This window comes from Microbacterium sp. Z10_103 (genome assembly GCF_058310455.1).
Genome location: NZ_JBZEGK010000001.1, coordinates 636,787 through 659,142, shown reverse-complemented (window position 1 = coordinate 659,142; position 22,356 = coordinate 636,787). Strand labels below are relative to the sequence as shown.

The 22,356-nt window shown below is 68.2% G+C and carries 25 protein-coding genes, 1 tRNA gene and 1 riboswitch; of the genes, 11 read left to right on the top strand and 15 right to left on the bottom strand.

Annotated elements, in window-relative coordinates; all coding sequences use genetic code 11:
- Positions 1 to 441: 441 nt before the first annotated feature.
- The 4 genes from AC4FS2_RS02950 to AC4FS2_RS02935 form a co-directional block, all read right to left on the bottom strand.
- A complete protein-coding gene (locus AC4FS2_RS02950; RefSeq protein WP_491153658.1) occupies positions 442 to 1,680 on the bottom strand; it encodes a Fic family protein in 1,239 nt (412 codons plus the stop codon).
- A gap of 179 nt (positions 1,681 to 1,859) precedes the next feature.
- The gene (locus AC4FS2_RS02945; protein WP_491153660.1) at positions 1,860 to 2,261 is read right to left on the bottom strand and encodes a hypothetical protein; all 402 of its coding nucleotides are present in this window, start codon (positions 2,259 to 2,261) and stop codon (positions 1,860 to 1,862) included.
- A 441-nt stretch (positions 2,262 to 2,702) separates the two neighbouring features.
- On the bottom strand, positions 2,703 to 3,902 hold the full coding sequence (locus AC4FS2_RS02940) for a hypothetical protein (protein WP_491153661.1): 1,200 nt from the start codon (positions 3,900 to 3,902) through the stop codon (positions 2,703 to 2,705).
- Positions 3,865 to 4,464, bottom strand: coding sequence for an RNA polymerase sigma factor (locus AC4FS2_RS02935; protein WP_491153663.1), 600 nt, complete (start codon positions 4,462 to 4,464; stop codon positions 3,865 to 3,867). Before AC4FS2_RS02935 ends, AC4FS2_RS02940 begins: the two co-directional genes overlap by 38 nt.
- 199 nt (positions 4,465 to 4,663) lie before the next feature.
- Between AC4FS2_RS02935 and AC4FS2_RS02930 the strand changes: the two genes are divergently transcribed.
- The 4 genes from AC4FS2_RS02930 (at position 4,664) to AC4FS2_RS02915 (ending at position 7,106) form a co-directional block, all read left to right on the top strand.
- Positions 4,664 to 5,026 carry a PadR family transcriptional regulator gene (locus AC4FS2_RS02930; protein WP_491176358.1) on the top strand — a complete coding sequence of 121 codons (363 nt, stop codon included), beginning with the start codon at positions 4,664 to 4,666 and terminating at the stop codon, positions 5,024 to 5,026.
- 305 nt (positions 5,027 to 5,331) lie between these two features.
- Positions 5,332 to 6,384, top strand: a complete 1,053-nt coding sequence (locus tag AC4FS2_RS02925; RefSeq protein ID WP_491153667.1) for a hypothetical protein — start codon at positions 5,332 to 5,334, stop codon at positions 6,382 to 6,384.
- 154 nt (positions 6,385 to 6,538) lie between these two features.
- A complete protein-coding gene (locus AC4FS2_RS02920) occupies positions 6,539 to 6,994 on the top strand; it encodes a DUF6578 domain-containing protein (RefSeq protein ID WP_491153669.1) in 456 nt (151 codons plus the stop codon).
- Positions 6,912 to 7,106, top strand: coding sequence for a hypothetical protein (locus AC4FS2_RS02915; RefSeq protein ID WP_491155736.1), 195 nt, complete (start codon positions 6,912 to 6,914; stop codon positions 7,104 to 7,106). The genes AC4FS2_RS02920 and AC4FS2_RS02915 overlap by 83 nt, the downstream gene beginning before the upstream one ends.
- A 145-nt stretch (positions 7,107 to 7,251) precedes the next feature.
- Here AC4FS2_RS02915 and AC4FS2_RS02910 read toward each other — a convergent pair whose 3' ends face one another.
- Both AC4FS2_RS02910 and AC4FS2_RS02905 read right to left on the bottom strand, forming a co-directional pair.
- Positions 7,252 to 7,953, bottom strand: coding sequence for a hypothetical protein (locus AC4FS2_RS02910; RefSeq protein ID WP_491153670.1), 702 nt, complete (start codon positions 7,951 to 7,953; stop codon positions 7,252 to 7,254).
- Between the two features lie 19 nt (positions 7,954 to 7,972).
- Positions 7,973 to 8,152: a DNA-binding protein gene (locus AC4FS2_RS02905; RefSeq protein WP_474591279.1), complete on the bottom strand. Its 180-nt coding sequence runs from the start codon at positions 8,150 to 8,152 to the stop codon at positions 7,973 to 7,975.
- Between the two features lie 127 nt (positions 8,153 to 8,279).
- Here AC4FS2_RS02905 and AC4FS2_RS02900 point away from each other — a divergent pair, with 127 nt between their 5' ends.
- Together AC4FS2_RS02900 and AC4FS2_RS02895 are read left to right on the top strand one after the other, a co-directional pair.
- Entirely contained in the window at positions 8,280 to 8,864 is a 585-nt protein-coding gene (locus tag AC4FS2_RS02900) for a hypothetical protein (RefSeq protein ID WP_491153673.1), read from the top strand.
- A gap of 63 nt (positions 8,865 to 8,927) precedes the next feature.
- Entirely contained in the window at positions 8,928 to 10,052 is a 1,125-nt protein-coding gene (locus AC4FS2_RS02895) for a site-specific integrase (protein ID WP_491153674.1), read from the top strand.
- Positions 10,053 to 10,077: 25 nt separating this feature from the next.
- Here AC4FS2_RS02895 and AC4FS2_RS02890 read toward each other — a convergent pair.
- From AC4FS2_RS02890 to AC4FS2_RS02865, 6 genes are all read right to left on the bottom strand, one after another.
- A tRNA-Arg gene (locus AC4FS2_RS02890) sits at positions 10,078 to 10,153 on the bottom strand.
- Between the two features lie 86 nt (positions 10,154 to 10,239).
- Positions 10,240 to 11,529: a hypothetical protein gene (locus AC4FS2_RS02885; protein WP_491153675.1), complete on the bottom strand. Its 1,290-nt coding sequence runs from the start codon at positions 11,527 to 11,529 to the stop codon at positions 10,240 to 10,242.
- Between the two features lie 108 nt (positions 11,530 to 11,637).
- On the bottom strand, positions 11,638 to 11,958 hold the full coding sequence (locus AC4FS2_RS02880; protein ID WP_491153677.1) for a DMT family transporter: 321 nt from the start codon (positions 11,956 to 11,958) through the stop codon (positions 11,638 to 11,640).
- A gap of 8 nt (positions 11,959 to 11,966) precedes the next feature.
- A riboswitch (guanidine-III (ykkC-III) riboswitch) is annotated at positions 11,967 to 12,031 on the bottom strand.
- 154 nt (positions 12,032 to 12,185) lie between these two features.
- Positions 12,186 to 13,058, bottom strand: coding sequence for a CPBP family intramembrane glutamic endopeptidase (locus AC4FS2_RS02875; protein WP_491153679.1), 873 nt, complete (start codon positions 13,056 to 13,058; stop codon positions 12,186 to 12,188).
- Positions 13,055 to 13,789 carry a tRNA (guanosine(46)-N7)-methyltransferase TrmB gene (trmB, locus tag AC4FS2_RS02870; RefSeq protein ID WP_491153681.1) on the bottom strand — a complete coding sequence of 245 codons (735 nt, stop codon included), beginning with the start codon at positions 13,787 to 13,789 and terminating at the stop codon, positions 13,055 to 13,057. The genes AC4FS2_RS02875 and trmB overlap by 4 nt, the downstream gene beginning before the upstream one ends.
- 105 nt (positions 13,790 to 13,894) lie before the next feature.
- Positions 13,895 to 14,728, bottom strand: coding sequence for a DUF3097 domain-containing protein (locus tag AC4FS2_RS02865; protein ID WP_491153682.1), 834 nt, complete (start codon positions 14,726 to 14,728; stop codon positions 13,895 to 13,897).
- Positions 14,729 to 14,842: 114 nt separating this feature from the next.
- On the opposite strand from AC4FS2_RS02865, the gene AC4FS2_RS02860 reads away from it, so the two are divergent.
- The 4 genes from AC4FS2_RS02860 (at position 14,843) to AC4FS2_RS02845 (ending at position 19,170) form a co-directional block, all read left to right on the top strand.
- Complete coding sequence (locus AC4FS2_RS02860) at positions 14,843 to 16,897, top strand: TPM domain-containing protein (RefSeq protein WP_491153684.1); 2,055 nt, start codon at positions 14,843 to 14,845, stop codon at positions 16,895 to 16,897.
- Positions 16,898 to 16,992: 95 nt separating this feature from the next.
- The gene (locus tag AC4FS2_RS02855; RefSeq protein ID WP_491153686.1) at positions 16,993 to 17,754 is read left to right on the top strand and encodes a PspA/IM30 family protein; all 762 of its coding nucleotides are present in this window, start codon (positions 16,993 to 16,995) and stop codon (positions 17,752 to 17,754) included.
- A gap of 154 nt (positions 17,755 to 17,908) precedes the next feature.
- The gene (locus AC4FS2_RS02850) at positions 17,909 to 18,718 is read left to right on the top strand and encodes an arginase family protein (RefSeq protein WP_491153688.1); all 810 of its coding nucleotides are present in this window, start codon (positions 17,909 to 17,911) and stop codon (positions 18,716 to 18,718) included.
- The gene (locus AC4FS2_RS02845) at positions 18,715 to 19,170 is read left to right on the top strand and encodes a Fe-S oxidoreductase (RefSeq protein WP_491153690.1); all 456 of its coding nucleotides are present in this window, start codon (positions 18,715 to 18,717) and stop codon (positions 19,168 to 19,170) included. The genes AC4FS2_RS02850 and AC4FS2_RS02845 overlap by 4 nt, the downstream gene beginning before the upstream one ends.
- Positions 19,171 to 19,577: 407 nt before the next feature.
- On the opposite strand, the gene AC4FS2_RS02840 is transcribed toward AC4FS2_RS02845, so the two are convergent.
- The 3 genes from AC4FS2_RS02840 to AC4FS2_RS02830 form a co-directional block, all read right to left on the bottom strand.
- On the bottom strand, positions 19,578 to 20,042 hold the full coding sequence (locus AC4FS2_RS02840) for an SIP domain-containing protein (RefSeq protein WP_491153691.1): 465 nt from the start codon (positions 20,040 to 20,042) through the stop codon (positions 19,578 to 19,580).
- A 79-nt stretch (positions 20,043 to 20,121) separates the two neighbouring features.
- Positions 20,122 to 20,847 carry a tyrosine-protein phosphatase gene (locus AC4FS2_RS02835; protein ID WP_491153693.1) on the bottom strand — a complete coding sequence of 242 codons (726 nt, stop codon included), beginning with the start codon at positions 20,845 to 20,847 and terminating at the stop codon, positions 20,122 to 20,124.
- Positions 20,844 to 21,320, bottom strand: coding sequence for a carboxymuconolactone decarboxylase family protein (locus AC4FS2_RS02830; protein WP_491153694.1), 477 nt, complete (start codon positions 21,318 to 21,320; stop codon positions 20,844 to 20,846). The genes AC4FS2_RS02835 and AC4FS2_RS02830 overlap by 4 nt, the downstream gene beginning before the upstream one ends.
- 79 nt (positions 21,321 to 21,399) lie before the next feature.
- Between AC4FS2_RS02830 and AC4FS2_RS02825 the strand changes: the two genes are divergently transcribed.
- Entirely contained in the window at positions 21,400 to 22,347 is a 948-nt protein-coding gene (locus AC4FS2_RS02825; RefSeq protein WP_491153696.1) for an alpha/beta fold hydrolase, read from the top strand.
- Positions 22,348 to 22,356 lie beyond the last annotated feature (9 nt).

Here is a 22,356-nt window from a genome sequence, read left to right as displayed (position 1 = left end):
GGCGTCGGCTCGATAGGCGGCTAGCCACGGCCGGAGCGCCGGGGATGTCAATGTGGAGCACGCGCAGCGAAGCGAGCATGAACGACATTGACATCGCCAAGCGCAGGCCGAGGATGGGCCGTCGAGGCGATGGCCTGTCGTGATCACTGCCAGCCCGCGGCGAAAACCGTGTCCGAAACGATGCCGGATCCAAGGGAGCACAGGATCGGGCATTCGAACTCCGATCTTTCTGGGTGCAAATAATGACCCAACTGACTAGGACTGGCTCTGTTCGGGATCCGCTGTCGCCGCCGAGACCTCCTTCGTCACCGCCGGGGCCGTCGCCGAGGTCATGACGACGTCATGACGAGGTCACGGTGTTGATCATGTTGATGACGATGATTGTCGCGACGACGATCATGTCGATCTACACGATGCTGACGTCGTTGACGACGTCGGACCTCATCGCAGCGACATCCGCCGGATCTTCTCGGCGTAGCCGTCGAGCACGTCGAGGATCCCGCGGTGCTGCCACACGCGGTTCCGGCTCTTCCCCGTGCTCTCGGTGAGCACGCCGCGATCGGTGAGGGTGTCCAACGCGCGAAGCGCGCCCATCTCACCCAAGCCGAGGTTGCTCATGAGGTACTTCGTGTTCACCGCGGGTTGACCGACGAGAGCTGGGAGGATCCTCCACGCCGCCGCATCGGAACGCAGACCCTTCAACTTTTGGCGGGAATCGTCGAGTTGTGCAACGAGGTCGTCGACGAGCTGGGTCCCTGTGGTGGCGGCGATCCGACTGGCCGAGGCGAACTCGCTAACGATCGGCTCGGCATCTCCGGACCGGAACGCGGTGAGCGCAGCGAAGTAGCGCTCGGTATCGACCAGGAGTCCAGCCGATATCGGCACGGCAGTGGACCCGACGAGTCCCTTGTTACGCAGGATCGACTGGGCGAGCGCACGCCCCGTCCGGCCGTTGCCATCGGGGAAGGGGTGGATGGTCTCGAATTGGGCGTGCGCGACGGCGACCTGCACAAGCACGGAGATGTCCTGGCGCTTTGCGAAGTCCACCAGGTCCGCGATGGCGCCGGGAATGCGGTCATGGTGGGGAGCTACGAACTCTGCGAGGCGGGGGCCAGCCTCACCGGGGCCGATCCACACTTGCTCGGAGCGGTAGCGGCCGGCGTCCTCCTCGAAGCCCGGTTGGTGGAGCATCAGCGCCTTGTGCATCGCGAGGATCGAGTCCTCGCTTATGTGATCCGAGAGTCGCAGCGCTGCTTCCATGGCGCGGACGTTGCCGATGACGGTGAGCGCGTTTGCCTTGTCGCCCTCGTCGATCTCGGCGAGGGCGAGCTGCTTCGCCGACGTCGTCAATTGCTCGATCTGCGAACTGGACGCCGACTCTGTGCGCAGCAGGATCGCCGTCATCGGCCCCAGCGCCGGGTTGTCGGTACCCAGCCGGCTCTTTGCGTGCTTGTCGAATGTCACGAGCTCCCGTGTCGCGTCCTCGACGTCAGCGGAGACATCACCAGGGATGCGTGGATTCCAGTCCAGGATCGGTGCCGTGACGGTGGCGTCATACGGGCCGGTCTGGCGCAGTACCTCAGCACGCGAGTGCATCTCGGGCGCCTGCGGCTTCCAGTCGAATGTCTCGTACGAGACCGCCCCGATGGGAATGCTCGCAGGGGTGGAAGGTGTGGGCATAGATCAATCCTACCAACACTTATGACGCTAAATGTTGGTAATGGCCTTGCCCCCCGACAGAACTCAAGGTCAGCGCGCTGTGGCGAAGTGTTGATACCACCAACCGATACCAACATTTAGCCGTGTAGCTGTTGGTGCCGTCTCTGATACCCCGCACTTGCGGTGTCACCATGCGTCCACTATTGGAAGTCTTCGGGGCCCTCTTTGGACGATGGTCGGGTCGAAATCGGTCGCTTACTGAGCGCCTGGCGGCTCAGACCCGACCACGTGGATAGCAGCGCCCACGAGACGTCGACTCGTCGCAGAGCGTGCACCAACTCGTCGCGTTCCCGAAGAAGGGCGAGTTCCGCTCGGTGCAGCTTCTCGAGCTGGCGTGAGATGTCACGAAGCCGCGAGAGTCCGTCTTCGCGGCCACCCCACACGAGTCGGAGATCTCGCTGTGCTGCGACCGAGCGCTCCGCTTCCACCAGCGCCTTTGCTCGCTCACGTGCCACCTCGGCGGCCGCGTCGTTCGCCTCTCGTTGCCGGCGATATGCTTCCTCGCGTCGCGCTCTTGGCTTCGTATACCTGCTTCGTGCCATGCAACCTGGTTTACACGGCATCCCAGACATTGCAAGGAATCAGGAGTCGCTCACTCAAAGTGCCTGCGTGCATTGCTCATAGGGCTGCTCTCAACTTCTGCCCGCTGTCGTCGTGCGTCGTGGTGGAGGATCTTGCGGTCGCCGATGTTGTCTTGACTTGGTGCGACCAGTTCGTTCTCGTGCCATCGCATCTTGTTGCATATGACGCACCTTGCCGCGAATCAGGTTCGGGCAGGTCTTGCGGACATCAGCCCCGCCACTGGTGCGCCTCTTCATGAACGCCAGCGATGAAGGACCCCTCTGCGGACGTTTGGACGGGGTCACCTTTCCCTGTGGCGGACAGGAGTCAGGTGAGGTCGATCTGGGCGGTGGGCGGAAGCGTGATGTCGGACGGGCTGATGGGCTGCACGCTGGATTGGTTGTTCACCGACACACCCTCGGTCACATGCTGCAGGTGGACACGTCGGTCGGCGCAGCGTCGACGATCTCGGTCGTGACAGCCGTCCATCCAACAGTGGTGCCAGCGGCTGGGTCGTCGCCCGCGGCTATGGCGCCGTAGCCTTCTAGCGCTATCGTCCGCTCTCCGATGAATTGTCCGGTTGCGGGGTCGATGATGATCTCTTGTCGGAAGCTATTGTTCGTTTCATCACGCCCGATGGCCGTGCCGGTGCTTCCGTTGAGGGTCGCCTGTTCGTCTGTGATGGTCACGCCCGGGATCAGCGCGGCCGCCTGATACATGGCGGCGCGGTATTCAGCCGGCACGGCGCCCCCCCGGAGGGTGTCCGCGATCCAGACAAGTGCTTCGCCGTCGGGGGACGGGCCTTGCCCCGTGGTCAGACGATAGATCTCGGCAAGTAGCTCGCTTGGTTCCAAGGGAAGCTGGCTGAAGTCATCGCTCGATCCACCCGGGACGGAGAACCCGTTCCACGGGTCGCTGATCTTGACCCCCCCGTCTGGCAATTCGTACTTGATTCTCCCGGCGGGCAGTTCAATCAGGTTCCCGATGGGCCCTTCCGTAAATATGGGGCTCTGCTTCGCCGCTAGCTCGGATTTCGGGCCGAAGGTCTGGGCCACGCTAGTCCGGCACTGGATCCGCCACCAGGTGTCGTTGCGATCCGCGGGGCGGAACAATTCCAACTGCTCCCGTGCCATGAAGTACTGAGCCTCGACCGTGTTGAGATCCTCCACCGCGCCGTCCACGCGAGCGGCGTCTACGTCCTCGTCGAGATATGCCTGTGTCATGTACACGGCGTCAGTGCGCACGCGCAAAAACTGCCCGGGGCTCAGCGTGGGGTCGGTGACTTGGAGGGTGGCGATGGCGGCGGCGTTCAGTGCGTCGGCGGCTGCCGGATCGGCTCCGCCATGCCAGCCTCCGATTCCGAACAAGTTGCCGCTAACGAGCGCGACGGTCAGGGCGCCGGCGCCCAGAGCAGAGAACCCGGTCCACGCCACAGTGCGGCGTCGACGGCGCCGCAGCGGCAAAGGGGTGAAGGATGTGTCGTCCCCTACAGCTGAAAACGGCGCGTACGGTGTTTCTGCCTCGATCTGAGCGAACAGCGCCGCCCGCCCGCGAGCAACACTCGCCGGAGTGCGCTCGGGGATATCAGTCCGCGCTCGGCGCAGGAGCGAGATTTCGTCCATGGCTCTGTTCCTTCTCTTGATTCAAAATCGGTTCGACAGCAGCGCGCAGCTTGCGGCGCACGCGGTTCAGTCGTGAACGGACGGTGCCGACCGGAACGCTCAGCGCTTCGCTGATGCCCTCGTAATCGAGATCCCCGAACGTGTGCAGCAGAAGGGTGTCGCGGTCGCCGGCAGGTAGGCGGGCGAGTGCTCTGCCGAGGCGGCGGGTGAGGCGCTTCGCGTCGAGGCGAGCGTCGGCGGCGTCAATCTGGTCAATGTCGGTGCGGGCCAAGTCCGACGCGAGCATGCCCCGCCACGCCTTCGCTTCCGTCCGCGCGTGCTGCCGCATCAGTGTGGTGGCAATCCCGAGCAACCACGGGCGCGCGTCCTCGCTGCCCGTGAAGGCTCGCCGGCGCGTGAACGCGACGAGAAACGTCTCCGAGGCGATGTCATCCGCCTCGCCCGCACCGATCCGACGGGCCGCATAGCGAAAGATGACGCGCTCGTGCCGGTCGTACAGCTCGGCGAACGCCGCTGGCTGCTCGAGGGAGCGGCGGATGATCTCGCCGTCGTGGGTGGTCACACTAAGTATTGTCCGATTCGGCCACTTGAGTTCACGGCAGATTTCTGCGGCCCGGCCGAGGTGACTCGTTCGCGGTAGCCGATCGGTCACCGCGACGCTCCCGATTTTGCCTCTCGAGGTCAGATCGAACGTGGATGACTTGAGTCCTTCTCGTCATTGGTGCATAGAGGAACGGCTAGCATATTCTTGTTTCTGGAATATGCTTGAGTTCATGAGCGCTTCCTTGTCGCAACCATCGTTCTGGATCCTTACTGCTCTCGCTTCGGGGCGGCGGCACGGTTATGAGATTCTCAGGGAAACGACGAAAGCTACTGGCGGTCGGGTCTCGTTGAAGGTGGCTAGCTTGTATGCGGCACTGGAGAGGCTTGAGTCGGAAGGTTCGATCGCACCGGACGGTGAAGAGATCGTGGCTGGCCGCGCGCGTCGGTACTTCGTGATCACGGAGGGCGGCGCAGCGCGATTGTCGGCGGAGGTCGATCTCATGGAACGGTCTGCTCGAGCGGCGCGGACGCGACTCGCCGTGCATGGGTTTGCTCAGACGCCGGCGGGGGGATTCGCGTGACAAGCCCCCAGAAGCAGGACGAGTTTCAGCGACCGTTGCGCTGGTATCCGGCATGGTGGCGGCGGGCAAATGGTGACGTGTTCGTCGATAGCTTGCGGGATCACGCGGATCACGAACGCCGCACCGCTCCGTCACGGGCCGACCGGTTCTCTGCGTTCGTCAACGGAGTGGGTCTCCGTTTGGATGCGCGGGTGGCGTTGTGGACGTCGTTGCTAGCAATAGCGCTCGGTGCTTTGTCCTGGATAGGACTCTTGGCAGGCGTGAGCGGTGGGCCCGGCCCCGGTTGGGTGGTTTGGCTTGCAAGCATGAGCGTGGCTCCGATGCTGGCCGCGTTCGGGTTGGTCGCGGTCGCCAGGGAGCGACGGTGGGTCACGCCGCCACGTGCACTCCTTGTTCTCCCCGTACTTCTGTTAGCGCTGTTGCTCGCCGCGTTAGCGCAGTTGTCCTGGGCGTGGGGTTTCCGCCTTGCTGACGCTAATCAGCCCGAGACCGGTCTGGCAGCGGCGTGGGGCGTGCTCTTCGTATCGGCTTGGGTCGTCGGGGCTGCGGGCATTGGGCTTGGTGTCGACGGACTCTTCTACCGAACCCGTTGGCCATGGTTCGGCCGGCTCCCTCTGGCCGCCCTCGCCGGCGCGGTGGCCGCACCCGCCCTGGGCCTGTCCCTCATCAATCCCACGTTGTCGACCGTAACTGCGGCAATCGTCGCGATCGTGGCTCTTCGGACGATCAGCAGCCGGCGCGTCCCACTCTCTTCTCCGTCGGTCGCACCGAACAGATCGCGGCCTTCCGAGGTTCGAGGCGCAGTCCGCTGGCTCACCGTCATGAGCGCTGTCTTCGGCGCGGTGGGAGTCGCATATGCGTTCACTGGTGCCGGGTGGTCGGCGGGCGCCGTTGACACAACCATCGCGATGGGCCAGGGCATCACGATTCTCCTCGCCGCAGCGATCCCGCTTCTGACGGCGATCGCTCTTATCGTCCCGACACGCCACCATCGGGTAGCGGTTTGGGGGCCGCTCGGCCTCGTAGTCCTCGGTCTCACAGCCGTCGCCATCGCATACGTTTACGCGCCCGCGGGCCCGCAGATGCCTCTCTGGATGAGCTTGTCGGCTGCCCTTGTCGGCGCTGCTGTCGCCTGGTGGAGCATCCCACGCCTGCGCGGAGCCCTTTCCGTCCGAGTCACTGTCGGCGCCGCCCTGGGCCTCGGGTACGCGGCACTGTTCGGCATGACGGTCGTTCCGATGCTCGCCTTCTCCGTCCCAATCGTGGCGATCATCCTCGCGATCGTGTTCGCCAGATCTCGTCCGAAGACCACGCAGATCGCTCTTCGCGAGCAGGCCGAAATGTCCACCCCATTCTGATCAACCCGCTGCGATAGGCAACATGCAGTTCGCCTGAGTCATCCCCAAAGATGCCCCCGACCCATCGCTAGAACGCAAAAACTGCTGGCGCGCATGCCGATCCGCGAATGCGTCAACCCTGTGCGAACGAACGGGTCGGGTTAGCGTTGCGGCTATGACGCGCGTGTGGCTGACCGAGTGGGAGTGGGCGTGCTGCGGTGATCCGTTCGCCGTGGGAGACGAGGTCGAATTCGGTATCGAGTCGCGGACCGCGTACCCGGCCCTGACTGACGTCCTCGGTCCGGAGGTCCTCGCCACGGTGGATGCGATGGAGTCGCACCACGAGGAGGAGTTTCCCGATCGGGTGCGCGGCCGAGTGGTGGCGGTTTACACGGTTACGCGCGAGGTCATAGAACGACCGTCATTGCGCAGACCCGGCCACGGCGCACCGCCGGACGCGACCATGCCCGCCCGACGGCGGCGAGTGGCCGATGGTCGGTCGCGCGTCCGGAGAAGGCGTGTTCTGGGGTACGCGACCGTCGCGGTACATGATCGAGATCGTGCCATTGCCCGGGACTGCCATGCTGACGCCGACGCGAGGCGTCGGGCAAGCCATCACCGATCAAACTGAGCAACTCTCGTCAGCCGTGGACCCCGCTGCCGATCCACCACCCGAGCAGCGTCGACGCACGCTAGCGGGCTGGCTGGTCGACGTCCAAGAGCAGGCGCAAGAAGTTCGCTGACCGATCCCCTTGCGGCATGGGGACTCGCGATCGACTGAATAGCCGCGGTCGTCGGCCGCTTGCTTCGCCTGCGCTCTGCTAGCGATTGCTCACTCGTTGCTGACCAGAGATTCCTCGTCGGCCACTGGGGTGCACGTCGATGCGGCTACGCGGCGTTTGCACGGGGACGGTAGTCGCATACTGCGCAGGTGCCGTCGACGACGAGCTTGTGGCCATCGACGGCACAGTCCCAACCCAAGCCGGGGATCGTGTTCTGGCGGGCCTCGTGTGCCGTTCTGGCGCGCGCACAGGCACCGCAGGGGTTCGATGTGCCGGTCGGATGCTTCGAGCAGAAAGAGGAGTCTGCGTGACGCGTGACGTGACGCGTCACGTAGGCACCCCTTCTTGTTGTCTCGCTTAAAGAGCCTGAGCCTAGGTTCGCCGTCACGTCACGCGTCGCGTTATGCGTCACGTCACGCATGGCTCGTGGCTCGTGTGCGGTCGCTCGGTCGGACTCGAGGTTCGGACCCCTCAGGCGGTCGCGATACGCCTGCTGGCGGCGCTTGGCGGCGTCTCGGTAGCGGTGGATCTCTTCGGCGGTGGACTGGTGGAGATCATCCGACCAGCCGGCCAGGAGGTAGCCGTCCTCCACACGCGACCACAGGCCGGCGGCCTCCAACTCGTCAAAGGCATCCTGGTCATCGCCGTCGGGATGAAGGTACTTCGTGTAGCGAGCTGGTACTGCTCCGTCGGTTCCTTGCCCGTTGCACCACATCAGTGCGCCGGCGAGGACGCGGAACGCGCGGTCGCTCAGCTTGTCGATTCGGAGGCTGCCCAGCCACTCGGCGGGCAGTCGCGCGTCGACCATGACCGTCGGGTGGTCCGGATCAGGGCTCGACGCCGAAGATCCTCAGCAGCGCCGCGCGGGGGATCATCCGGCGCGGCCCGAGCTGGACGGTGGGGATCGTGCCGCGCTCCACCCCGAGCTTGATGGTCCGATACTCGACGCCTACCAGCAGGGCAGCGTCCTTGTACGTGAGGGCGAGTGAGTTCTGCGAGCGGTTCATTTCTTCTCCTTCGTGAGCCACCTTTGTCAGCGCATGCGCACACCGTAGCACCGAACTGAACCATATGTGTCATGAATGCGTCATGTCATACCTTGTTCGGCAAGTGGATGCCTGAGATACTGGGCGCATGGTGCACCTCGAGAACGTCGACGTCAGCGACGAGCGCGTCGACGTGGGCAACGGGGTGAGTGTTCCGGCGTCGTGGACGATCGTGCTCCGCGGCGAACCGGGGGTGCCCGGCGCCGTTCGTGTGCACGTCGCCTTCGACGCACGCCTGAGTCGCACGGTCGCCGCGGAGGTGAGGGTTCTCCGCGAGGGCGACGGGGATGAGGTGACCAGCCTGACCTTGCGCGAGGTGCGTGTGCAGTACGCGCTCCAGGCGAGCGGTTTGCAGGTATCCGCAGTCGCTGAGCCAGACCACCCGGTCGCAACAGGCGCCGACTATCTTCGACGCATGCAGGAACGCGAAGACCGCGACCTGACGGCCAGTGTTGTGGACGCGTCGACAACCTATCGGCTGGCGGCGGTCATCAATCTGCCGCCACTGAAGGCAGTGGCCGACTGCCTGGGCGTGAGTCAGAGCACGGCAACACGACTGATGAACCGGGCGCGCTTCGAAGGACTCGCACCCGGAATCGATCTCCCGGATACATCCGCGACCGGACCCTTCACGGGCGCACCAGCACCCGGCGGACCCTCAATCGGCAGGTAGGTGGACCGGTGCTGAGTCGCCCCAACGAACACACAACCGTTCAGTTCAAGGAGGTGTGGGGCGATGGGTAGCATTCACCCCTACACAACCGCGGCGGGCAAGCGCATGTACCGGATCAGCTATCGAGCGCCCGACCAGTCGCAGCGCACCAAGCGCGGATTCCGGACCAAGCGCGACGCGGAACTCGCGCTCGCCCAGGTCGCGATCGCCAAGAGCCGCGGCGAGTTCATCGATCCGACCGCCGCCGCGGTGACCGTCGACACGATGGGGGAGGAGTGGCTCCAGCAGCGGCGGGGTGTCCTGAAGCCGTCTTCGTTCCGGCCGCTTGAGTCTGCGTGGCGGAAGCACGTCCAGCCGAAGTGGGGCGCGCGCACGGTGGGCAGCATTCGACACTCCGAGGTGCAATCGTGGGTTTCCGCGATGACGGGTGGATCGACCACAGTGAGGCGTGCGCAGGGAATTCTCGCTGGCATTCTCGACGGCGCAGTCCACGACCGCCGCCTCTCGCGCAACGTCGCCCGCGATATTGCTCTGCCGATCAAGACCCGCAGTGGACGCAGGCACTACCTCGATCACGCTCAAGTGCAGACCCTCGCAGACCACGCCAGACACCCCACGCTCGTGCTCTTCCTGGCCTACACGGGCCTGCGATGGGGCGAGGCCACCGCACTCCGCATCCGGCACGTCGACACGCTCAGGCGTCGCGTGAACGTCGAGGAGAACGCGGTGCTCGTGTCGTCCGAGGTTCACGTCGGCACTCCCAAGACGCACCGCTCCCGCTCTGTGCCCTATCCCGAGTTCCTCGCATTGCCACTCGCGCAGCTCGCTGAGGGAAAGGCCCGCGATCAACTGCTGTTCGGCAATGGGTCAGAACACGTCAAGCTGCCGGCGTCGCGCAACGGATGGTTCACGGTCGCCGTCCGTGCGGCGCAGGAAGACGATCCGACATTCCCGAGGGTCACACCCCACGACCTGCGACACACGGCCGCGAGCCTCGCTGTGCAAGCCGGGGCGCACGTGAAGGCGGTACAGCGGATGCTTGGCCACGCGTCCGCCGCGATGACTCTCGATGTGTACGCGGATCTGTTCGATGACGATCTCGACGCGGTCGCGGCAGCTCTCGATCAGGCGAAGCGCTCCGCAAATGTTGTCACCGCGTTGTCACGAGAAAGGGATCGCAAGGCCTGAACGGCCCGCGATCCCTTGTCCCGACTGGTGCCCCCGACTGGAATCGAACCAGCGACCTTTGGTACCGGAAACCAACGCTCTATCCCCTGAGCTACGGAGGCGTACTGATCGAGGTTATCACCGGCGCAGGGCCGGTCCCGTCCGCGGGAGGGTTCACGCCGCCTCCCCCCGGCGCGCACCTCACGCCTCACGGGTGGTTGATCGTCCACAGCAGCCACACGGCGACCACCTGCAGCGCGAGGCATCCGGCAAGGATGCCGACGCGGCGGCGTGGCGTCGCCGTCAGGCGCTCGTCGCCCAGCAGGGGCGACAGCGGCGCCAGCAGCCGGAACGTGCTGCTCTGCGGCAGGAAGACCGCGAACAGATACAGGCCGTAGCTGAGCGTGTACGCGACGATGACCACCCCGAGTCGGCGCACCGACCGTGACCACAGCAACGCCGCGAACCCGGCCAGAAGCGCTACGACGAGCGCGATCCCGATCACCCCCAGGTGGGTGCCGGCCTGACGGAACCACGGCGTGAACGGCACGAACGGGTCATTGCCGACCGACCCGAGCCACCATCCGAGCTCCGTGCGGATATAGGCGTTGTCGACACCGGTCTTGCGCTCCGCGATCACCGTCCACGCCAGCCCCGCCGCCGCGGTCGACGTGCCGGCGAGGAACAGACCGATCACCTGCGCGGGAGGGAACGGGTCGACACGGCGGCGCAGCATCCGCACGGCGAACAGGATGCCGAGGGCCAGCGCGAGCGCGAGCGCCCCCGGCCGCGTGAACGCGGCGATCACGCCGAGCGGGCCGATCCACACGTAGCGGCGGTCGACGGCGAGGACGAGGGCGGCGAAGGTCAGCAAGAGCGCGAGCCCGTCGCTGTACCCGAGCACGTAGACGAACGCCAGCGGCGCGAAGGAGAAGAACGTGACCCCCCACCAGGCCGCTCGGGGATTGGTCACCCGGCGGAGGAGGACGAACAGCATCCACGTGGCGCCGAGGCTCGCGATGATCGCTACCGTGACGGCTACGAGTTGCCACGGCACTCCCGTGGCGTCGTGCCCGTACCGCGTCAGGTAAGGAAACACGGGGAGAAAAGCCCAGTTGTTCGGCATGATGTCGCCGGATTCGTTGACGGGCAAGCGGTCGGGGTAGCCCTCCATCGCGATCGTGCCGTAGCGATCGGCGTCCCAACCGGTGAGGAAGTCGAGGAACGTGCCGACGCGGCGGTCGTCCGGTCCGAACCCCCAGCGGGCGGCGCGGGCCATCGCGTAGAAGCCGAACAGCAGCGAGAGATTCACCGTGCGGGCGGTCACCCACAGCGTCACGATCCGCGCGACGTCCCGCCGCTCGATCGGCTCCACGCCGCGCGGCGACCGCAGGAGGTCCGCGGCGGCGAGGCGCAGCATCCGTACGGGGCGGGACCGGCGGGGGGAACGGAGCGGGGATCGGACAGAGGCGGGGCGGTCGCTCGGCAGGGTGCTCACACGGAACCTTTCGCGGGGGTCCGCCGCATCCTGCCAGCGGCGTGTGCCCGACCGGTGAACCGCGGGTGGCGCGACGGTGACGCGGTGCGGAGTCCCGGATGCCGCGGGTCAGTGGTCGCTGACGAGCTTGAGCCCGACGATGCAGCCGACGAGACCCAAGATGAGGAGGACCTTGATCAGCGACACGGCTTCGGCGCCGGTGAGCATGCCGTAAACGACGGTGAGGGATGCTCCGATCCCGACCCACACCGCATATCCCGTGCCCGTGGGGATCTCGCGCAACGACCACGCCAGCCCGCCCATGCTCGCTACCACGGCGACCCCGAAGATCACGGTGGGCCACAGTTTCGTGAAGCCTTCGGACTTGCCCAGTGCGGTCGCCCAGACCGCTTCGAGCACTCCGGAGACGATGAGAACGATCCACGACATGACAGCTCCTCGGCCAGTCTTGTCGCTTACCGGGTACTGATCCCTCGTCCGGGGATGCGGTCGGCATCCGCTCCCAGGCTACCCACGTGCCCTGTGCACCCCCTGCGCGCCCGTCGCTGAAGCGAGAAACGACGTTCGGGGTGAGACACAACGCCTCGCGTCGTTTCTCGTCCGGAACGTCGTTTCTCGCGGGCGGGGCGGGGGCGTGCGCGCGGGCGGGGCGGGGGCTAGAGGAGGAAGATCGGGAGGAGGCCGGGGTTGTGGGCGTGCACGAGAACGCCGAAGACGACCGCGTCGAAGAGCAGATGCACGGTGACGACGTATCCGAGGGAGCGGGTGCGGAGGAAGAGGACCGCCTGCACGAGCGCGAACGGGATGGTGAGCGCCGGCCCCCACGCCTGGTAGCCGAGCTCCCACAGGAACGACACGAACACGACGGTCTGCAGCAGGTTCGCCAGCCAGTCGGGGAAGTGCCGGCGCAGCAGCACGAACACGGTGCAGATGAAGAACAGCTCGTCCCAGATCCCTACCGCGCCGACACCGACGAACAGCCGCGCGATCATCTCGGGGGTATCCACGACCGGCCAGTTCATGTACACGCCGGAGGTGATGAAGTAGAACGGCAGGATCAGCCACCCGAGCGCGAGCACGGCGACGAGCCAGCCCCACTGCAACGGCGTCCATCGCCCGCCCCCGCGCCAGGGGAAGCGGATGGCGTAGTCGCGGTACACGTAGCGCGAGATCACGTAGGGCACGACCACCGCTCCCCCGAGCGCCAGACCGAACCTCACCATCGCGAGGTTGTCCAGCTCGGCCTTCAGCGGGATGGCACTGACGATCAGCTGCCCGAGAGCGATGAGCGACAGGTCACGCAGCAGGCTCGGCGGCTCGTCGGCACCGCCGCGGCGAAGGGATGCGGTGCCCGCACGCCGGTCGACGAGCCAGGCGCCGACGAGGGCTGCGGCCAGGAGAATCCACCCCAGCCACGCGATCTGCAGAACGAAGAACGCCGGCGCCGCGAGGCATACGAGAAGCGCGGGGCCGAGCGCCCACGACAGGGCCGGCCGGACCGGGACCGCCGCGTCGGCGTGCGCGGTCATGCTCCCACCCGGCGGTAGGTCAGGTCTCGGATGTCCCGCCCCGCGCGCGCGCCCTTACGCTCGAACGCCGTGAGCACGCGTGCCTCGAACCGCTCCGCCCAGTCGCCGTCGAAGGCGCGCTCGAACAGGGGCGACGCGTCGAGGACGTCGCGCATCTGGCGTGCGTAATCCTCCCAGTCCGTTGCGAGGCGCAGCATCCCCCCGGGCTTCAGGGCGGAGCCGACCACAGGAGGGAATTCGGGGGCCACCAGGCGCCGCTTGGTGTGCTTGTTCTTGTGCCACGGGTCGGGGAAGAACACCCACACCTCGTCGACGGATGCTGCGGGGAGGAGATGCGCGAGCACCTCCGGCGCGTTCGCCTCCACGAGGCGCAGGTTGCGCACGCCGGCACGGTCCGCGTCGAGCATCGTGCGCGCGAGGCCGGCCTTGAACACCTCCACGGCGAGGAAGTCGGTGTCGGGGTGCGCCGCTGCCGCGTGCACGATCGCGTGACCCTGACCCGAGCCGACCTCGACGATCAGGGGCGCCGTCCTCCCCCACACCACCGTGGGGTCGATCTCGGAGCCGGCGCGTACGCTCGTCGCCGCAGCATCCCGCGGCGCCTCCAGAAGGTAGAACGGCGACAGGTCGGCCCAGGCGCGTTCCTGCCCGTCGGACATGCGGCCGCTGCGGCGTACGAACGACACCGGACGGTCGCGGAAGACGCCGGGCGCGGCGGGAGGAGCGGGCATACCGTCCAGGCTACCGAGGCCGCCCGTGGCGTCCGCATCGGCTGCTGCCGCCCGTGCGGCGGAGGGTGAGACCGCCGAGCGGCCGGACGCGCGACCGGCCATCGCCTACGCCGTCACGAAATCGATGAGTTCCTCGACCCGGCCGAGGAGCGCGGGCTCCAGGTCGCGGTACGACGAAACCTTGGCGAGGATGCGCTGCCACGCGCGCCCGAGGTCGGCCTGGTCGTCCGCGGGCCAGCCGAGGGCGCGGCAGACGCCGACCTTCCACTCGATCGACCGCGGCACCTCGGGCCAGCGTTCGATCCCGAGCGAGGACGGGCGCACGCACTGCCACACGTCCACGAACGGGTGCCCGACGATCCGCACGTGCGCCCCGTGCTTCCCCCGCGCGATCGCCTGGGCGACGCGCGTCTCCTTCGACCCCGGAACGAGATGGTCGACCAGCACCCCGTAACGACGCTCGGCGCTGGGCGGTTCGGCATCCAGGACGTCGGCGAGAAGATCGACACCTTGCAGGTACTCCACGACCACGCCCTCCACGCGCAGGTCGTGGCCCCACACCTTCTCCACGAGTTCGGCATCGTGGCGACCCTCGACGAGGATGCGGCTGGGCCGGGCCACACGCGCGCGGGCATCTTCGACGGCGAAGGAACCGGATGCGGTGCGCTTCGGACCGGCGGGCGCGACCGGTTTCGGCGCCGTCAGCACCACAGCAGCGCCATCCACGAGGAATCCCGCGCCTAAAGGGAACAGACGCCGCTTGCCGTGGCGGTCTTCCAGTTCCACCGTTCCGGAGGCGACCTTCGTCACCGCTCCGCAGAAGCCGTCGCCGGCCACTTCCACCACCAGCTCGCGCTCCGCCGGTACCTGGGGCACCACCTTGCGCCCGGCATCGCGCCATCCTTTGGCGAGCACGTCGGTGCCGTAGCGATCGTCCATTGCACCCCTCCTCGAATCCCCGACCCTAACCCGGGCGACCTGGCGGCCGACAGGACCACGCCGCGCGCCAGCGCAACCGCTATCCGCATATTCGTGGTCCTGCATAGACTCGAAGTGGCTGTTTCCGCCCACACCAGGAGAACGATGCGCGCGCGCTGGTCTGCAGTACTGGTCTCGACGCTCGCCGTGGCGATCGGGCTGGCGGCCGCGCCCGCCGCGTCAGCGACCGACCCCCTCCCGCTCGGCAGCGAGTCGGTGCTCGACCAAGCCGGTGTGCTCAGCCCGGGCGCGCGGGATGAGGCCGAGAGCCGCCTCGCGCAGCTGTCGGACGAAACCGACGTCGATCTGTGGGCGGTTTTCGTCGACGACTTCACCGACCCCTCCGACGCGGAGGACTGGGCGAACACGACCGCCGATCTCAATAACCTCGGCCCCAACCAGTACCTCCTGGCGGTCGCCGTCGACGGGCGCGCCTTCTACCTCTCCGGATTCTCCGAAGGGCCGGTGTCGTTCGATCAGCTCGGCGCGATCGAGCAGCAGCGCATCCAGCCGATGCTGAGCGACGAGAACTGGGCCGGCGCGATCGACGCGGCCGCCGACGGACTCACGGACGCGGTCGGCGGGGGCACCGGGGGCACCGGCGCCGCCGCATCCGGCGGGATGAACTGGTCGCTCATCGGACTGGTCGTCCTGCTCGTCGCCGTCTTCGCCGGCGTGCTGATCTGGCTCGCCGCTCGCCGGCGCAAGGGCGCCGCATCCGGTCCGCCTCCCGCGGAGCAACTGAGCCTGGAGGAACTCGAACGACGTTCCGGCTCGGCGCTAGTCGCCACCGACGACGCGGTGAAGGCGAGTGAGCAAGAACTCGGGTTCGCCCGCGCGCAGTTCGGCGACGAGGCCGTGACGGAATTCGCGAGCGTGCTCGCCAAAGCGAAGGCCGACCTCGATCGTGCGTTCTCCCTGCAGCAGTTGCTCGACGACGCGACCGCCGACACCGAACAGCAGGTGCGGGCCTGGCGCGGCGAGATCCTCGCCCTGACCGCAGCGGCCAACGAAGCACTCGACGAGAAGGCCGAGTCCTTCGATGCCCTGCGCGATCTGGAGCGCAACGCCCCGCAAGAACTCGCCCGGACCCAGCAGGAGCGAGCGGCGGTGGCGGATGCTGTCGCCGCGGCCGAGGCACGGCTCACCGCGCTGCACGCCGAATACGCCGACGAGGCCCTCGCCACGGTCGCGGACAATCCCGCCCAGGCGCGGGAACGGATCGCGTTCGCCGACGCGCAGCTTGCCGAGGCGCAGTCCGACCTCGGTGCGGGGCGTGCCGGTGAGGCCGCGGTGGGCATCCGCGCCGCCCAGGAAGCCGTCGCGCAGGCGAAGCTCCTCGAGGACGCCGTGGAACGGGTCGGCGCCGACCTGGCCGCCGCGGGCACCCGTGCCGCGACACTCCTGCGCGAGGTGGAGAACGACATCACGGCCGCATCGGGTCTGCCGGACCCGAACGGGCAGATCGCCGTGGCCGTGGCCGCCGCCCGCGAGCAACTCGTGCGGGGACGTCAGGCCCTGTCCTCCGCCGGCCGCAGACCGCTGGAGGCTCTCGCCGGGCTGGATGCCGCGAACGCGGCGCTGGACGCGGCCATCGCCGAGGGCCGGGATGCGGCCGAACGCCGGCGCCGTGCGGAGCAGCAGATCGACCAGACGCTCCTCCAGGCACGCGCACAGGTCTCCGCGACGGAGGACTTCATCGGCGCTCGCCGCGGGGCCGTGGGCGCCGAAGCGCGCACGCGCCTGGCCGAAGCGAACGCCTCGCTTGCACAGGCCGAGCAGTTGCGCGCATCGGACGCGGCTGCTGCCCTTGCCGCGGCGCAGCGCGCCGCGCAGCTCGCCGCATCCGCTGCCCGCGCCGCACAGGACGACGTCGGGGCCTTCGGCGGCGGCTACGGGCAGGGCTCCGGCGGTGGTTCCGGCGGCGACGGCATGATGGGCGCCATCCTCGGCGGCATCGTGCTCAACTCGATCCTGGGCGGCGGAGGCAGCCGAGGGGGCGGGTTCGGCGGTGGCTTCGGCGGCGGGTCGTCTCGCGGAGGCGGCTTCGGCGGCGGCGGTCGCAGCCGGAGCGGAGGCGGCGGTTTCGGCGGAGGATCCCGTTCTCGCCGAGGAGGTGGCCGCTTCTGACGTCCCGCCATGCGTTACTCATCCGCCGCATCCCACGAATCCCATAGGAAACGCCGACAGACTTGATACGACGTCGACAGGAAAGGAAATCCGCGATGGCCAAGCAGTCCATCTTCGGTCGCATCTCCACCCTCATGCGGGCGAACATCAACTCACTCCTCGACCAGGCCGAGGACCCGCAGAAGATGCTCGACCAGCTGGTGCGCGACTACACCAATTCGATCGCCGACGCCGAGTCGGCCATCGCCGAGACGATCGGCAATCTGCGCCTCCTCGAGCGCGACCACCAGGAGGACGTTCAGGCCGCTGCCGAGTGGGGCAACAAGGCCCTCGCCGCCAGCCGCAAGGCCGACGAACTGCGCACCGCCGGTAACGCCGGCGAGGCGGACAAGTTCGACAACCTCGCGAAGATCGCTTTGCAGCGTCAGATCTCCGCCGAGGGCGAAGCGAAGTCGGCCGAGCCGACCATCGCCTCGCAGACGGAGGTCGTCGACAAGCTCAAGGACGGCCTCAACGGCATGAAGGGCAAGCTCGAGCAGCTGCGGTCCAAGCGCAGCGAACTGCTCGCGCGGGCCAAGGTGGCCGAGGCTCAGATCAAGGTGCACGACGCGGTCAAGTCGATCGACGTCCTCGACCCGACGAGCGAGCTCGGCCGGTTCGAAGACAAGATCCGCCGCGAGGAGGCGCTGGCCGCCGGCAAGCAGGAGCTCGCCGCATCCAGCATCGACGCGCAGTTCAACAGCCTGGAAGACCTCGGTGAGCTGACCGAGGTGGAGGCCCGCCTGTCGGCGCTGAAGTCCGGCGGTTCGGCCCAGCCGCAGCAGGCCATCACCGCGCCGAGCCCCGACACGGTCTGACCCGCTCTCCTTCGATGGGACGCCGCTTCTGCGGCGTCCCATCGTCGTTCATCCGGAGGAATGCCACGGCGGGGCGCGGGTCGGTGCGGGTGAGCGGCCAGCTCGCACCCCGGGGCGGCGAGTCCGTGCCGTCCAACGATGGCAGGATGAACCCGTGACCCGGTTCGTAGTGGTGCCGCAATGGCAGGGCAGTCCGTCGACGCGTGCGATGCTCCTGCACGACGGAGCGGAGGCGATCGCGGGAGACCTCCCCCGCGCGGCGACCGTCGTGCTGGACGTGCCGATGGAAGCCGGCGACTCTCAGGGCACCGGCGTCGCCCGTCTGAGCGCGCTGCGCCGCACCGCGGCCTTGATGGATGACGCGCTCTCCACGACGACCGATCGCGTCGTGGTGGTCGGCGGCGACTGCAGTGTCAGCGTGGCCGCCGCCGCGCGTCACACCGCTGACGATCTCGCCATCGTCTGGATCGACGCGCACGCCGACCTCAACGATCCCGGCAGCTCCCCGTCCGGGTCTCTGGCCGGCATGGCCCTGCGCGCGCTCGTCGGCGGCGTGCCCGACGCTCTCGGCACGGCCGCGGTGCCACCCGCACGGGTCATCCTCGTCGGGGCACGCGAGCGGGATGCGGCGGAGGACGCGTTCATCGCCGAACACGGCGTGCGCCACCTCACCGAGAACGACCTCGCCGACCCGGGAGCGCTGGCTGCCGCGGTGGCCGCGACCGGGGCATCCCGCGTGTATGTCCACCTCGACCTCGACGTCCTCGACCCGTCGGAATTCAGCGGCTCGGCCTGGGGCATCCCCTTCGGTGTCCCGGTAGCCGACCTCGTCGCTTCGCTGCAGCGGCTTCGCGCCGATTCCGAACTCGTCGGTGCGACGATCGCCGGGTTCGCGCCGGTGAGCCCGGCTGCCGTCGTCGACGACCTCGGGGCGATCCTGCGCCTCATCGGAGCCGTCGCGTGAGCCCGATCGCCCGCCCGCCGGCCGGCTGGCGAGAACGGGCCGACGTCGCGGTGGCGCGGAGCCGTCGGATCGAGAGGCTGCTGCCGCAGGTGCTCCTCGACTCGCCGATCAGCCACCTCGGGTACCTATACGGCAGCGCCGTGGGATGGGTCTGGGGGTCGCTCTGGAGCACGGGGCGCGTCGAGCGCCGAGAGGGTCTCTGGGTGTTCCGCGGGATGCCGCGCTGGACGCATGCCCGCGGCGGCGTGACGGTCGGCGGATGCTTCCTCACCGGCTCGGGGCAGGTCACCCCCGCGCTGCTCCGACACGAGGCCGCACATGCACGACAGTGGCGCCGATTCGGGTTCTTGATGCCCGTGCTCTACGGGATTTCGGGCCGGGATCCGCTCCGCAACCGCTTCGAGATCGAGGCCGGCCTGGCCGACGGGAATTACATCCCGCGCGACGCCTGAGCGCGCGCCGCGGCAGCACCCGGGTCCGTCCCGGCCCCCAGCGACCGAGACGAAGGGCGCCACCGGGCCGGTCCCGGCCCCTGAGCGAGGGAGCGCAGCGACCGAGACGAAGGGCGCCTCTGCGGCCTTGACGCTTCGTCTCGCTACGCTCGCTCAGCGTCCGGGGCCCGACGCGCGCGTAGGTCTGGGGGCCGACGCGCAGCGTCCGGGGGCGACGCTCGCGCAGGGTCCGGGGGCGGACGCTCGCTCAGCGTCCGGGGGAAGGGGCGCTCGAGTGCCGTCAGGGGCTCAGCCCGGTGAGCGGAACGAGGAGATCTCGGAAATCGAGGACTGCCGGAGGCGCTGGCGTCCTCGATCCGCGAGATCTCCTCGATTTCCGAGGGGAAGGGCCGGGGGCGACCCGCGGGTCAGCGGGCGGTGGCGAGGCCGAAGCGCTCGGGCGTGTGGATCGAGTCCGACGCCACCCCGCGGCGCTCGACGAGCTCATCGACGATCTCGGCCGTGCCGAGATAACCACCCAGGAGGATCACGCGCGTGGCGTCGTCTTCGGAGCCGAGCATTTCGCCCGCCCAACCGGAGACGGCCCGGGCGAGGGCCTCCCCTGCCGCGCAGCCACGGCTCGTGCCGGGGGCGCCGCTGCGGCGTGAGCGGTCGAGCCACGTCACGGTCATGCGTGCCGGCGCGGAGACGGCACCGACCCAGGACTCGTCGGGAACCTCCACGAAGACGCGGCCGGTCGAGCAGATCGGCAGCGTCGCGAGAAGCGCCTCCAGCTCCGCGAGCGAGTTCTCGTCCGCGGTCACCAGGTGCTGCACGCGCGTGTGACGCGACGCGCGGCAGACAGTCGGGTTGTGTTCGAGGGAGGCAGACATGGCAACATCACTATAACCGAAGCAAAGGGTTGCCTAACCTTGCCTCCACCAACTCGCAGTCGTTGCTCGGGTAACGAACTCAGCCCTCGATGACGAGGATGCGACGCAGCTCCGCGATCTCGTCCTCAGCGAGTCCGTGCGCGCGCAGGTAGTCCGTGGGCGAGCCGAACACCGCATCCAGCTGTCCCAGGAGCTCCCGCATGACCGGAGCGGGCGAGCGAGTCGCCAAGTCTTCGAGATGTATGGCCTCGGGATGCATCGCCCGGAGCCGCGCGACGACGTCCCGGTTGCGGGACGCCGGGAGAAGCGCCTCCGTCCGCGCATAGTCCGCGACGATCGCGTCGGTGTCGACGCCGGCCGCCGCCAGGGTGAGCGCGACCGTCACACCGGTGCGATCCTTGCCGACCGTGCAATGCACGAGCACGGGCTGGTCGTTCAGCACGCCTCGCACGACCTCGACCACCTGATCCGAGGAGTCCTCGATGAGGCTCGAGTACAGCCCCGGGAGGCTCACGTCGTCCTCGAAGAACGACGTGACGGATCCGAGGAACAGCGGCACACGCTGGGTCACGAGGTCGAGTCCGTCGAGGCGGCTCGGCGCCCAGCGCACCTCCTCGTCGTCGCGGAGATCGATCACGCGGCGAAGACCCAGCCCGCGGAGAGCCTCGAAGCCGGCGTCATCCACGTGCGCGAGATTACCCGAGCGGTAGAGCACCCCGGAGCGGGTGCGGCCCCTGCCCGCGGGGAGGCCGCCCACATCGCGGAAGTTCATGGAGCCGGAGACGAGCGACTGCCCCTCCGTCATGGCGTGCGGTCCTCGAGCCGCGGCACCGCGTAGCGCCCGGCGGTCGCGACCCGGTTGAACGCGTTGATGGAGATGAGCACCCAGCTGAGGGCGACATACTCCTCCTCGGTGAAGATGCCGCCCACCCGGTCGTACACCTCGTCGGGAATCCCGGCCTGTGAGATGAGCGTGAACGACTCCGCGAGTTCGAGCGCGGCACGCTCCCGCTCGGAGAAGACGCCCGATTCACGCCACACCGGGATCTGCGAGATGGTGTCCGGCGAGACACCCGCCTCGACGGCCCGATCGAAGTGGATGCGGACGCAGTAGGCGCACTTGTTCAGTTGCGATGCGTGGATCTGGACGAGCTCCTTCAGCGCTGGGTCGATGCCCGCCTCGGCCGCCAAGTATCCCGCCGTCTTCGCTACACCCGACAGCGCGAGGTACGCCTTCGGGGCCGAGCGCGACAGATGCACCCGCTCCTCTTCGCTCATGCATCCAGGGTAATGTGCGCGCGCCCGCTCGGAGCGGGTACCACAATGGTGCCCAGACCTCTGGCCCGAAGGATGCTGCGTGACCGAATCCACCGATGTGTTCGACGAGTTCTCGTTCCTGCCTGCCCAGGCGGCCGACAACGCGATCCCGGGCCCCCTCCCCCGGGTGGAGCGACTCGCCCTGACGCTTGACGACGGGCGCACGCTCAGCGCCCTGCGGTACGGGGATGCCCCACCCCGGGTGACCTTCCTGCACGGCGCAGGGCTGAACGCCCACACGTGGGACACCACCGTGCTCGCGCTCGGCCTCCCCGCTCTCGCGCTCGACCTCCCGGGACACGGCGACTCGTCGTGGCGCACCGACGCGGCCTACGCGGGCCGCGTCCTCGCGCCCGATGTCGTCACCGCGCTCGACGCATGGACCGACCGGCCGCAGCTCCTCGTCGGGCAATCGCTCGGCGGACTCACCGCAGCCCCGGTCGCCGCTGCGCGCCCCGACTCGGTCGGGCAGCTCGTCATCGTCGACATCACGCCGGGCGTCGACCCGGACGCCGGGCCGACGCAGATCCGGTCGTTCTTCGCCGGGCCGACCGACTGGGCCTCGCGCGACGAGCTCGTCGACCGGGCGCTGTCCTTCGGTCTGGGCGGCGGGTCACGCCGAACGGCCGAACGCGGGGTGTACCTCAACTCGCGCGTGCGGCCCGACGGTCGCGTGGAGTGGAAACATCACTTCGCGCACCTGGCCGCGGCCGCGGCCAACGCGAGCGCGGCGGCACCCGCATCCGATGACGCCGTGAGTACCCTCCTGTCGGCAACGGGATGGGAAGACCTCGCCGCCGTGTCCGCGCCGATCACGCTCGTCCGCGGCGAGCGCGGCTACGTGACCCCGGCCGATGCCGACGAGTTCGTGCGCCGCATCCCTGCGGCGCGTGTGGTGACACTCGACGGTGGACACAACCTCCAAGAGGACGCACCGCTGGCTCTCGGACAGCTCCTGCGGGACCTCGCCCGGCCCGGGGAAGAATGACCAGTCCGC